Consider the following 11610-nt stretch of genomic DNA (forward strand, 5'->3'; position numbering starts at 1 on the left):
TATTACGCAAGGGGTGATTAATAGTGATAGAACAAAAAGATAATAATTTATCTGTAGGTATTTTTGCGGGTATTTTACCAATTTGTATTATAATCTACGCTCAATTTATCCATGCATTATTATATAGCAACTCAATGATTTTAAAATCATTTGTCGTAGTTATTTTATTCATTTTAACAACAGGAATTGTTATCTCAATTTCAAGTTTCATTTCGCAAATCAAAAAGCAACTTAAGTAAGCGTGAAAAATTTTTAAAATATCAAAGAAGCGTATAATAAATTGACTCATTTCATATTATCTTAAATAATTATGTTTTAAAGGTAAAATATATATTAGACAATAAGGATTGGTATCATGAAAAATTATGCTCTTAATCTATTATTTATCGTTATACTTTTATTCTTTACTTTCAATTTATTTGTCATATTTAATGTCATCCAAATTAAAGAAAGTTATTCAAGAGTTTATAGCATATTTATCATTATATTTATCATACTAAACTTAATATATTTTAAAGCAAAAGAAAAACAGAGAACTAATAATAAATGAGGTGTACTAAATAATGACTAACATGAAAAATATCTTAGTTGCATTAATACCTATATATCTTTATTTTTTCATTCAAGGATTCTATGTTGTTATATATAAAGAAAATCCTATCGCTAGAATACTAGCTGTCATTAGCATGTTGATTTTTACTATATTAATCACACTTTTCGTTTCAACTGTATTCGATCCTAGCAAACAAAATAAAAATGGTAAGATAAAATAGCAAAATTTGAAAAATAAATATTCTTTTTCAAATCTTTGAACTTTATTTTCCATACATTCTTATAATATCATCAAAAAAATTTTTACATAAAAACAAGCTATCACAACACTGTGATAGCTAAAAATTTGACAAAAAAATAGTACCATAACCATTAATTTTTTTTTAGGTGCTTAATCTAAAATTTCAATCGACTTTATTTCACTTTCATCAAAGTCGTATATTTGTATTCCTGTATCTAAATATATAGAATATTCTCCACTTTCATTATCCATTTCATCATCATAAGTTATAACTTTACCTGTGAATTGTTGACCATCATCTGCTTCAATTAATACCATTTTTCCTACATAAGTCCACAGTTTCATAATTTATCCCCATGCTACAAGATCGGTTTCAGGAAACTCATTATTTTTGATATATTTCTTAATTCTATAAATCGCATGCCCTAAATAGTTACTTGTATCTTGATCATATTCCGATTTTTTTGCATAGAGTATTTCACAATCATCAATTCTTATAGTAATTCTCCCTGACGCTTTTTCGTTTTCGGGATAATAATCATAAGTCACGCTTTTTTCGTCTTTACATACTAATATTAAAACTAACATTACTCATTACATCCTTTTTCTAATTAACTCTTCTAGTGTTTTAATTCATTTTCTCTTTTTGTTTGTCGGTGTTTTAGTTGTTCTTTTTCTTCTCTCTCAGCTCTTTTTTAGAATGCTTCAGCCGTATTTTTAAGTGGCATATAAGTGTCTAGTGTCATTTCGTATTTCTTCAACCTTATATCTCACTTATTGTAAGAATTTTTACTATATTATATAATTTTTTCAAAATTCTTACAATAAAGAAAAAAGCTATTAAACATTGTGATTAACATCAACCACGATCTCAAACTAAAAAAGCCCACCTATTTCATTTAGGTAAGATTTTTGATATTCATATTTAGTTACGTTATGATTAAGATTATTAAATTAGCCTATTAAAAAAGACCCACTAATTAAAGTGGATCATTATCTTGAATGCGACAATTATCTCGCCAATCAACTTAATGTATATTTAACTCTCACACATAGATATATAAAAACATAATAAATAAACTAGTAAGATGAAAGTGTGAAAGAAATTTCATATTATCTTAAGTAATTATTTTTGAGTACAATGTCTATTTCTTTTTGCAATTTTTTCTTTTCTGCTGCATACGATTTACCAGCCGTTTCATGGATTCTATTTACTGCTCTTTGAGCAACTCTATGGCTTTTAATCGTTTTATCGCGTTTCAACTTATTTACAGCTTGTTTAGCTGCCATAACCTTTTCATCTAATAAGTTCTTGTAATCATAGGCATTGTATTTTACCTGAGTTTGACCAGCTTGTTTAGCATCAGCCTCTCCTATCGAAACTGTTAGTGCCAATCCTAATGATGTAAATGCTAATAGTAATTTTTTGGATAATTGCATATGTATTCTCCTATCTATAAAGTATATGTATATTTTACAGAATGAGTAATATAAAACCATTAACTATTTCTTAATTAATTATTAAATACAAATGGCACCATCAGGTTTTTGACTTGTTGAACTCCCACAAATGATTTACATACAATAATGTAGAAAAATATCAAATAATGCATTAAACATTGTGTTGAACATCAACCACGATCTCAAACTAAAAAAGCCCACCTATTTCATTTAGGTGAGCTTTTGTGTATTCATATGTAGTGTTGGCTATTTCATTCTTCATATATTAATTCCGAGTCTATTTTTATTTGGTTAACATATAATAAATTAAGGAAATGCAACAAATAATGATTATTATATTGATAGTAATCATAAAAATATCTTTAGCTTTATTTGTCATTGTAATCACCTCATATTATTATAACGCTACACAGAGCTTATCCCCATGCAACGAATTGTGTTTTAGGTAATTCTTCTAAATCAACAATATCTCTCATTCTACTAGCAGCATGTACAAAATATAATGACTTATATTTTTCCATTTCAGTTTTAGTAAAATCTATTATTTCTTTGTCGTGTCTACGCATTGTAATTTGACCAGGCGTTAGTTCTTTATTATCTTCAGGATAATAATTATAAGTCATTATTTCATCATTGTATTCAATTAACTCCATTGTTAACATCTTAATCACTCCATTTAAGACTTAAATGACTAAAGTATTATTGCTAATACGCTTTTTATATCCAATATTATAATTATTCACTAAATTATGTTCAAGAGCTTTTTTATAACTAGGATAAATGATCATTATGGTCACATGATTAAAAATATGATGCTAGTGTGACCAGGCTGTGACCAAAAATAATAAATCAGCCTAAATAAAAAAAGAAAAAACCTTGAATTATCAAGGTTTTTTCTTTTCACTATACGTGACTAATTAATCTGAGCGGAGATGGAGGGATTCGAACCCTCGCGCCGCAGAACGACCTACACCCTTAGCAGGGGCGCCTCTTCAGCCAACTTGAGTACATCTCCATGGCTCCACAGGTAGGACTCGAACCTACGACCGATCGGTTAACAGCCGATAGCTCTACCACTGAGCTACTGTGGAATAATTAAATTTTTATCAAGCACAAATACTATTATATCAAGCATCGTAATATTTTCAAGAGAAAACCTAAAAAAATTAACGGAACATTTACACTTTAGTTGCACTTGTTCCGTTAATATTTATTTTAATATGCTAATGTTGATTTTTCAAATACATCTTAATAACATCAAGTACACTATACCCATCTTGAGTTAAATCTATATTTGGTGTATTTAGCTGCTTAATAAAGATATTATTACGGTGATTTCTATAGTACAAACATAAACAGTTTAAGTATTGGTGATTAATTACGTGGTAGGAAATTGGAAAAACGAGGCTTTGATCTTGCTCTAAAAACATCTTGGTCTTATTACCATTATATTCTTTGAAATCTTTAACATAGAGTATATTTATCCATGTGTTGTCTATTGACCTTTCAGAACCTGTGCAGAAAAAATAAGTGGATGTAACTGCGGATACTAAAATCGGGGGTTTGCTTGTAATTCTGGTAAGCCTTTTTGTAAAAAGCTTTCTTTCATTGAAGTGTTCGCCATAAAAGCGACATGACTGATTCATAATTTCTTGAGGCTTCTGTTTAACGATGAATGGTTCTCTACCCGCTTCAGACACCTCAGTATGAATGGTGTGATCGTCTACTTTAACTCCTCTAATGTACATCGTATTTTGTTTAATTACGTATTTAGTCATAATATTCTCCTTTCAAATTTTATGTAATTACAACGAATGGATTTACATTTATTGTAATTACATAAAATATAATCTATATTTAAATAGAAGTCAATACTTTTTGAAAGAAATTCTATTGTTTTTCTATAAATTCTAATCGATTTCCAAAAGGATCTAATAAATGGATTCTATTTGCATCTGGAAAACGATTATCTGCTTTAAACTCTATTTTTTCATTCGTTAAATGTTCTTTTAAATCATCTAGATTTTCAACATTAATAGCTGGATGCGCCTTTTTTAATGGTTCGAACGCTTCTTCAATACCAATATGCAAATCAATTTGATTAATATTAAACCAAACGCCTCCATTACCTCTCAATGACTCAGGCTTTTCTACTTCTTTAAACCCTAATTGATTACAATAGAAATATCGTGCTTTATCCTCTGATCCTTTAGGTGCTGATAATTGAACATGATCCCAATTTTTTAATTGATACATAATGATTCTCCTTAAGTATTTTTGTTATATATGGTTCGACTGCTCAAAACTTTCACAACCGTATTCTGAATTGTGAGCAAAATAATTTGAAATTAGATTATAGTAACATATAATGAATTTATAGAGTAAGTTTATCACTGATTTCGAATTATAAATTTACTTTTTAAAATTTCTGAATATTCATTGCATTTAGAAAATAAATACGCTATAATTTTAACAAATAAAGTCAAGGGGTTGTTTAAAATGAAACAATATTCTCAAGTTAAGCACCAGAGTTTAGAAACTTTTGTTAATAACTTAAATGATTTATCAGTTGAGCTTGTAATTGACTCTGCTTTACGTGAAAATCGTAAAAGAGAATTAATGGTTTTAATTGATGAAGCACTTGCGAATCGTAATAATACTTTATTTGAACAATACAGTGAAGAATTAATTCAGTTGGAGGATTTACAATCGTGAGTTGTCATTTAAAATTTAACACATAATAAGAGACTACTTTTGAAAACATTCAAAAATAGTCTCTTTTATTTGTTTATAGCATTAAATTAATAATTTCTTCTTTAGCGATATCTCCAAAATAGTGATAAACATCAATATCTTTTAATGCTTCTTGAATGGATGATTTTTGATGTTGAACACCTATTAATGCTTCTTCAATATCTTTTACATCGCCGACACCAAAGAAATCACCGAATATTGCTGCGTGTTCTATTTTACCTTTTTTAACATCTAATTTAATTTGGACAAGTCCTCTATCAAATTTATGACTTCTTTCAAAGTTGTATTTAGGATTCTTACCGTAATTCCATTCCCATTTTTGGTATTTATTTTTACTTAGTTCATTAATGTTATCCCAATCTTCATCTGTTAAATGGTACTCTTCAACTTCTTCACTACCTTGTTGTTTGAAGATAGAGGTAAGTATACGTTGTTTAAATGTTTCAATATCCATTGGCTCTTCTAAGAACTCTTGTATGTTTGCGACACGTGATCTTATAGATTTAATACCTTTAGATTTTATTTTTGCTTCGTTAACGCGAAGTGCATTTACAACCTCTTCGATTTCACTATTTAACATCAATGTTCCATGTGAGAACATGCGATCTTTTTGTTTAACCATTGCATTACCTGATATTTTTCTTTCCCCGACTTGTATATCATTTCTACCAGATAATTCTGCTTTAACGCCCATTTCATTTAAAGCATCAACAATTGGTTGTGTAAATTTCGCAAAGTTATGGAAACTGTCTTCGTCATCTTTTGTAACAAAACTAAAGTTTAAATTACCTAAATCGTGATATACAGCTCCACCACCAGAAATTCTTCTTACAACTTTGATGTTGTTTTTCTCAACATACTCTTGGTTAACTTCTTCGATTGTATTTTGATTTTTCCCTACAATAATGGATGGTTGATTAATATAGAAAAGGAAATAACTATCATCTTTAGGAAGAGAAGTTAAGACATATTCCTCCATAGCTAAATTAATCATCGGATCGTTAATACCATTATTACTTACAAATTTCATTATATTTCCTCCTTCTTTTCTCCCCAAATAGCCTCAAGTATATAGTACCATATGTTTGATTAATCATATGTATGATATGTTTATGTTAAAATAGAGTATATTTGTTAATACTTTATAAACTGGGTATTATTTAGTATAATGTTTCTTAGTATTATTTAGGAGGAATAAGATGACAATCGCAGAAGTTGGAAATATCATAGAGTTTCAAGATGGATTAAGAGGTAGAGTTGAAAAAATTAATGAAAACTCAGTTATCGTAGATATCACAATTATGGATAACTTTGAAAGTTTAGAGTTACCTGAAAAAACTGTAGTGAATCATAAGCGTTATACAATAATTTCTGAAGAGGGATAATAGTGAAGAGACAAATTAATCCTCAGTTAATATGGTTCATATCTAGTTTCATTATTTTTCACATTATTTTATTCATTATGCAAGGTGAAAAAGAAGTATTCTGGTACTTATATACTGGTATTATGCTGATTGCGGGCATTAGCTATGTCTTTTATCAACGTGACATCAAATCTAAGCGATTACTTCAATCAATTGGATATGGTCTCATTGGTGCCATTATATTAGTTCTACTTCAGCTATTATTATCACAAATTTATAATGGCTTGTCATATGCATCCTTATTAAAAGAATTAATGCATGCTGGCGTATTTTATAAGTGGCAAATGCTTGTAACAATTGTTATTGCTATACCTTGTCATGAGTTATATATTAGAACAATTTTACAAAATCAGTTACAACTGAAATTTTCACAACCTATTATTGCAATCGTTGTGAGTGCCCTTGCATCTAGTTCACTATTTTTATATTTAGATAATTTAGCTATATTTATGTTTATATTTTTAGCACAACTCATATTATCTACATTGTATTTCTATACGAAAAGAATCGTAACATCTTATGTAGCTCAAATTGCAGCAATCATCATACTCGTTATCATTTTCAGCTAATACATTTAATAAAAACAACCCCCAAAAAGTTTAGCAATTATGCTAACTTTTTAGGGGTATTTTTATATTATAATACTTCAAAATGATGTTCTAAATTATATTTACCTTTTGATTCTGCCAGTTCTTCAATCATATATTCGATGACGGTCTTCTTCGCTCTCTCATACGTTGATTCAGAAATAATCTTATTAACGTGTCTAAATAAATAGTCCGTCATAATAACTGAATAAGAAGCTTCTAAATCAATATTATTTAAGTTAACTCTACTACCTACAGGTTTACTCAAATCAATCGTATATTCAAAACCTTTCCATACAGTCATAAGTGTCGGTTCTAAAATATGGTCATTATATTGAACCGTGTCCCCTTCTTTATACAGTGCTGTAGCAGTTCTTTCTATAATGCGCTTTATTTCAGCACCAGATAAATTAATTTTGACAGGTTTATCAGTATGTACATATGATTGATAAACATCTTTAACTTGTAACTCGCCACGTAAACCGTTTCCTGTCGGATTTCCAATTTGTGCACAAACAAAATCAGACGCTTTAAATGCTCTCGTCATACTTTGTTGAATACATTCCATGAACTTATGCGGTTTAATAAATAAGTCTGTTAAATGTTTATAATCTAATACAACAGGTACGTCAACAACGCTCTGTTCAGACCAATGTTGGACAGCTTTTTGGTCGAAATACGTTAGTTCCAATAAATCTCTATCTTCAGGATAACTTGAAATTTCTACGTGCTTAATAGAAGTATCAATAATTTCTACTGAGTTTGCTCTTTTCTTAAATTGAATAGACATATCTACAATATTCGTAGCATCTTTACCTGGTTGTATAAACTGTGTTTCTTCGACTTTAAGATCGACGATATGTTCTTGATGACCTGTAATAATGACATTAACGCCTTCCGTACTTTTCGTCATACTTTCAGCGTTGTTACTGTAATATGATCTATAATTATTTTTATCTGTATAAGTGTTTAAGCCACCATGGTATAACATAATCAAGAAGTCAGGGCTTTCTTTTTCATGTAAATATCTCACCCATTTTTTAGCTGTAGTCATAGACTCACCAACAAGCACTTCGTCTTCAAACTCAACGTTTTTATTTTCCATAAGGCCACTTGATGTAAATCCTATGATACCTATTTTTATACCTTCTACATATTTAATCGTATAAGGTGTTGTAAAATATGGTTCACGTGTCTTACTATGTTCAATATTTGCTGCTAACCAAGGAAATCTGCTTAATGCGATAGATTTATTTAAGAAGTCTAAGCCAAAGTTGAATTCATCAGGGCTCACACCACTTGCATCAAATTGCATTTCATTCATCACTTTAATCATTGGATTTCTCTTGTATGGGGCAATTTGAGCATAATAAAAAGCAAACATTGAACCTGACAACATGCCACCATTATCTAACAATAAGACATGGTGATTGGTTTTGCGTTTATGTTTAACGTAAGTGGCCATCTTTAGAATGTTACCACTAATACCACTTTTTCCTATTTGTCCATGTAAGTCAGAAGTAGCTAATAAATCAATTGTTATGGTTTCATTCGTATTCAATGCTATCCCCACCTTTTTTATTTATTTTACCATTTTTAAATACTGTTAGGGCAGTTTACGACCATTTGGATAGAAAATTTATTTAATATGTATTGGCAATAATTGTTAATCATAATATACTCTATTAGTAAACAATAAACTTGGAGGCAATAATGAAATCATTTAATAAATTAATCATCATTAATTTTGCTATCGCTTTAGTCATTTCATTAACTATCGGTTTTATTATAAATAAAAATTATACAAATAGAGTGAATCAAAGATTAGAAACGACAAAAGAAATTGTAAACTTAAAAATTAATACATTTATAAACGAATCAAATAGCATCTCTGAATCTTTAACGACTATTTTATCTAACAGCCGCAATGAAAAATTTATTAATCAATTTTTAGAAGATAATCACATTAGATATACATGGATTGATCATATTTATATTTTGAATGACAAGAAAGAAATCGTCTATGACTCAAAAGGGGCTGATTATACCTCTCTTAAAGATTTTAACAAATATAAATTTCATTTTCCTTTTACAGCTAATTTAAGTTTAAGTAGTGAAAATATTTCATTAAAAAATGCCAATACATTGTTATTAACGAATCATTTAAAAGTTCAAAACAAAGACTACATTGTCGCATCAGAAATAAATATGTCTTCTTTTAAAAATGAAGTTAATTTAATTTCTCAACGATATCATATTCAAGTCAATGGTATCGATGGAACTGAAATCTATCAAGTTGGAAAAGAATATAAACATTCTAAATCTATAAATTATATGTATGATCAATTACCTATTTCATTAACAATTAGCGGACAGTATAATTTTATAACGCGTATTATTTTACCGATTCTTTTAATATTTTTAGTGGTATTTTTATTATTATCTATTGTGACACTTATATTTAAAAATAGATCCGAACGATTAGAACATGAAAAAGTAATCGAACAAGCTAATAATGAAAAGCTTAGATTAATTGGTACACTCGCTGCTAATACAGCACACGAAATTAAAAATCCACTTACAAGCATTAATGGATTTATTGAACTAACGAGAATGAAATATGATAAAGATAAACAAGATCATCACTTTAATATCATTTCAGAAGAACTAGATAGAATTAACAATATCGTTACTCAATTTTTATTTTTAGGAAAGCCAACTAATCTTGCCTATTCAAATGTCGACATTAATCAATCTATCAAAGAAGTTTCTCAGTTTTTGAAATATGAACTTGAACAACATAACATTAAAATTGCTTTAACATTGCCAGATACCCCTATCTTTGCATTTATTTCAGAAGATCAATTAAAACAAATTCTCATCAATCTTATTCAAAATGCTAAAGATGCTTTAATAGATGTTGAACAACCAGAAATTGAAATTCAATTACAACATACACATGCAAACCAAGTAACGATTATATTTAAAGATAACGGTGTCGGTATGTCTAAAGAGACACAACAAAAGATATTCGATCCTTTCTTTACAACGAAAGAATCTGGTAGTGGACTCGGTTTATATTTAAGTAAGAAACTCATTGAAGATTGGGAAGGCGAAATTAGCGTATTTACAAATATGACTAAAGGTACTACGTTTATAATCACCATACCAACTATTAAGCCATAAGAAAAAGCAAGCGGCCCAGCCGCTTGCTTTTTATATTTAGCCTATTTGTATACGTTCTTTAGGATAATGGAATTTATCAGGTGTTGATTTTCCACCTAACATGACGACGAAACATAATAGACCTACCCGACCTATAAACATCAACATCATGATGACGATTTTAGATCCTAATTGTAAGCCATCTGTAATCCCCATTGATAATCCACATGTCCCGAACGCTGACATCGTTTCAAAGAATATAGATAACAAATCATGTTTACCATCTTCAAATCGAACAACAGATAACACACCTACAAACGTAATCGCTAATGCAAGTGAAATAACTGCAAATGATCTTTGTATATCAATTGGATGTATTTCTCTATTGAAAGCTTTAATAGTTGTTCGACCATTACTAAAGTTCACTAAGTATAAGACAAGTATTGTAAATGTTGTTGTTCTTATACCACCACCTACTGAACTAGGTGAAGATCCTATAAACATTAATCCACCTAAGAAGAAGTTGGTCGCTTCAGTAAAATGACTTAAATCTATAGTTGAAAGTCCAGCACTTCTTGTAGATGATGATTGGAACATTGCATAGAATAAAGCTTTATGCCACGAAACATCTTTAAATGCATTTGAAAACTCAAATAAATAAATCACGATTGTTCCTAATAAAAATAAAAATAAATATGTCGCACTCGCAATTTTAGTGAATAGCGAGAATCTAAAGTTTGGAATTGTATTTTTCATGTATGTTTTGACTTCAATTAATACAGGGAAGCCGATTGCACCTAACATAATAAGTAACATAATGATTGTTTGAACGAAATAATCATTCGCATAAGGCGCTAATGATTCGCCTGTAATATCAAGCCCACCGTTTGTAGTTGCTGAAATAGATGCAAAGATACCGTGATGGATTGCTTCTTTCACCGATCCAATATCTTTATAGAAGTAAAATGATAACAATATCGCACCAATAACTTCAATCATTAATATTGTTCTCACAATATCTAATATTAACTTCACAACACCATTCATTGCGTTTGAATTACTATCTAACATGATTAATTGGCGTTCACGTAAACCGATATGTTTACCTAAAATGACCCATAGTAATGTACCAATAGCCATTACACCTATACCACCAATATTAAGTATAATCAGGATAATAGCTTGTCCAAATATGGTGAACGTATCTTCAATTGTAACAGGTGTTAACCCCGTTACACTGACACCAGATACAGCAACAAATAATGTATCGACTGGTGCAATTTTAACACCAGGTTTAACAACATAAGGTAAATTTAATAATAAAAAGGCGACAATAATTGCGCCCAAATAATATAATACAATACCTTGTTGTGGAGTCATTTTTTGAAAAAAGTATTTTATAATGGACACAAATTGTCACCTCTAT

The 11610-nt window shown here is 29.3% G+C and carries 15 protein-coding genes and 2 tRNA genes; 6 read left to right on the forward strand and 11 right to left on the reverse strand.

Annotation, left to right across the window (positions count from 1 at the left end):
* The first annotated feature begins 23 nt into the window (after positions 1-23).
* On the forward strand, positions 24-239 hold the full coding sequence (locus LQ622_RS02875; protein ID WP_037588914.1) for a hypothetical protein: 216 nt from the start codon (positions 24-26) through the stop codon (positions 237-239).
* A gap of 324 nt (positions 240-563) precedes the next feature.
* Positions 564-773, forward strand: a complete 210-nt coding sequence (locus LQ622_RS02880; RefSeq protein WP_126477171.1) for a hypothetical protein — start codon at positions 564-566, stop codon at positions 771-773.
* A gap of 170 nt (positions 774-943) precedes the next feature.
* On the opposite strand, the gene LQ622_RS02885 is transcribed toward LQ622_RS02880, so the two are convergent.
* The 8 genes from LQ622_RS02885 to LQ622_RS02920 all read right to left on the reverse strand — a co-directional run bounded on the left by LQ622_RS02885 (position 944) and on the right by LQ622_RS02920 (position 4510).
* On the reverse strand, positions 944-1138 hold the full coding sequence (locus tag LQ622_RS02885; RefSeq protein ID WP_239774698.1) for an LSM domain protein: 195 nt from the start codon (positions 1136-1138) through the stop codon (positions 944-946).
* Between the two features lie 3 nt (positions 1139-1141).
* Positions 1142-1381 (reverse strand): hypothetical protein, encoded by a 240-nt coding sequence (locus tag LQ622_RS02890; RefSeq protein ID WP_204252815.1) that lies wholly within the window; start codon positions 1379-1381, stop codon positions 1142-1144.
* Between the two features lie 525 nt (positions 1382-1906).
* Positions 1907-2233, reverse strand: a complete 327-nt coding sequence (locus LQ622_RS02895; RefSeq protein ID WP_239774699.1) for a fibrinogen-binding protein — start codon at positions 2231-2233, stop codon at positions 1907-1909.
* A 437-nt stretch (positions 2234-2670) separates the two neighbouring features.
* Positions 2671-2916, reverse strand: coding sequence for a hypothetical protein (locus tag LQ622_RS02900; protein ID WP_239774700.1), 246 nt, complete (start codon positions 2914-2916; stop codon positions 2671-2673).
* 265 nt (positions 2917-3181) lie between these two features.
* Positions 3182-3269: transfer RNA gene (locus LQ622_RS02905), tRNA-Ser, on the reverse strand.
* A 1-nt stretch (position 3270) separates the two neighbouring features.
* Positions 3271-3345, reverse strand: a tRNA-Asn gene (locus LQ622_RS02910).
* Positions 3346-3477: 132 nt separating this feature from the next.
* Positions 3478-4032, reverse strand: a complete 555-nt coding sequence (locus LQ622_RS02915) for a competence protein ComK (RefSeq protein ID WP_037588907.1) — start codon at positions 4030-4032, stop codon at positions 3478-3480.
* Between the two features lie 112 nt (positions 4033-4144).
* On the reverse strand, positions 4145-4510 hold the full coding sequence (locus LQ622_RS02920; protein WP_204167918.1) for a VOC family protein: 366 nt from the start codon (positions 4508-4510) through the stop codon (positions 4145-4147).
* A gap of 243 nt (positions 4511-4753) precedes the next feature.
* Here LQ622_RS02920 and LQ622_RS02925 point away from each other — a divergent pair, with 243 nt between their 5' ends.
* On the forward strand, positions 4754-4969 hold the full coding sequence (locus LQ622_RS02925; RefSeq protein WP_016911637.1) for an IDEAL domain-containing protein: 216 nt from the start codon (positions 4754-4756) through the stop codon (positions 4967-4969).
* 73 nt (positions 4970-5042) lie between these two features.
* Here LQ622_RS02925 and lplA read toward each other — a convergent pair whose 3' ends face one another.
* On the reverse strand, positions 5043-6038 hold the full coding sequence (lplA, locus tag LQ622_RS02930) for a lipoate--protein ligase (RefSeq protein ID WP_204252813.1): 996 nt from the start codon (positions 6036-6038) through the stop codon (positions 5043-5045).
* 169 nt (positions 6039-6207) lie between these two features.
* On the opposite strand from lplA, the gene LQ622_RS02935 reads away from it, so the two are divergent.
* The gene (locus LQ622_RS02935; RefSeq protein ID WP_025905642.1) at positions 6208-6393 is read left to right on the forward strand and encodes a YkvS family protein; all 186 of its coding nucleotides are present in this window, start codon (positions 6208-6210) and stop codon (positions 6391-6393) included.
* 2 nt (positions 6394-6395) lie between these two features.
* Positions 6396-7001 (forward strand): CPBP family glutamic-type intramembrane protease, encoded by a 606-nt coding sequence (locus LQ622_RS02940; RefSeq protein ID WP_025905643.1) that lies wholly within the window; start codon positions 6396-6398, stop codon positions 6999-7001.
* 67 nt (positions 7002-7068) lie between these two features.
* Here the strand turns inward: LQ622_RS02940 and LQ622_RS02945 are convergent, their stop codons facing one another.
* Positions 7069-8580, reverse strand: coding sequence for a bifunctional metallophosphatase/5'-nucleotidase (locus tag LQ622_RS02945; RefSeq protein WP_037588904.1), 1512 nt, complete (start codon positions 8578-8580; stop codon positions 7069-7071).
* A 152-nt stretch (positions 8581-8732) separates the two neighbouring features.
* Between LQ622_RS02945 and LQ622_RS02950 the strand changes: the two genes are divergently transcribed.
* Positions 8733-10205 (forward strand): ATP-binding protein, encoded by a 1473-nt coding sequence (locus tag LQ622_RS02950; protein WP_239774701.1) that lies wholly within the window; start codon positions 8733-8735, stop codon positions 10203-10205.
* A 36-nt stretch (positions 10206-10241) separates the two neighbouring features.
* Here LQ622_RS02950 and LQ622_RS02955 read toward each other — a convergent pair whose 3' ends face one another.
* The gene (locus LQ622_RS02955) at positions 10242-11594 is read right to left on the reverse strand and encodes a TrkH family potassium uptake protein (protein WP_037588901.1); all 1353 of its coding nucleotides are present in this window, start codon (positions 11592-11594) and stop codon (positions 10242-10244) included.
* Between the last annotated feature and the right edge of the window lie 16 nt (positions 11595-11610).

Origin of the sequence: Mammaliicoccus sp. N-M50, assembly GCF_022386995.1 — a bacterium.
In the GTDB taxonomy this organism is placed as follows: Bacteria; Bacillota; Bacilli; order Staphylococcales; family Staphylococcaceae; genus Mammaliicoccus; species Mammaliicoccus sciuri_A.

Coding starts and splice junctions, on each gene's coding strand:
- LQ622_RS02920 (WP_204167918.1), bottom strand. CDS start 4,510: ATGTATCAATTAAAAAATTGGGATCATGTTCAATTATCAGCACCTAAA.
- LQ622_RS02890 (WP_204252815.1), bottom strand. CDS start 1,381: ATGTTAGTTTTAATATTAGTATGTAAAGACGAAAAAAGCGTGACTTAT.
- LQ622_RS02915 (WP_037588907.1), bottom strand. CDS start 4,032: ATGACTAAATACGTAATTAAACAAAATACGATGTACATTAGAGGAGTT.
- LQ622_RS02935 (WP_025905642.1), top strand. CDS start 6,208: ATGACAATCGCAGAAGTTGGAAATATCATAGAGTTTCAAGATGGATTA.
- LQ622_RS02880 (WP_126477171.1), top strand. CDS start 564: ATGACTAACATGAAAAATATCTTAGTTGCATTAATACCTATATATCTT.
- LQ622_RS02885 (WP_239774698.1), bottom strand. CDS start 1,138: ATGAAACTGTGGACTTATGTAGGAAAAATGGTATTAATTGAAGCAGAT.
- LQ622_RS02895 (WP_239774699.1), bottom strand. CDS start 2,233: ATGCAATTATCCAAAAAATTACTATTAGCATTTACATCATTAGGATTG.
- LQ622_RS02950 (WP_239774701.1), top strand. CDS start 8,733: ATGAAATCATTTAATAAATTAATCATCATTAATTTTGCTATCGCTTTA.
- LQ622_RS02900 (WP_239774700.1), bottom strand. CDS start 2,916: ATGTTAACAATGGAGTTAATTGAATACAATGATGAAATAATGACTTAT.
- lplA (WP_204252813.1), bottom strand. CDS start 6,038: ATGAAATTTGTAAGTAATAATGGTATTAACGATCCGATGATTAATTTA.
- LQ622_RS02925 (WP_016911637.1), top strand. CDS start 4,754: ATGAAACAATATTCTCAAGTTAAGCACCAGAGTTTAGAAACTTTTGTT.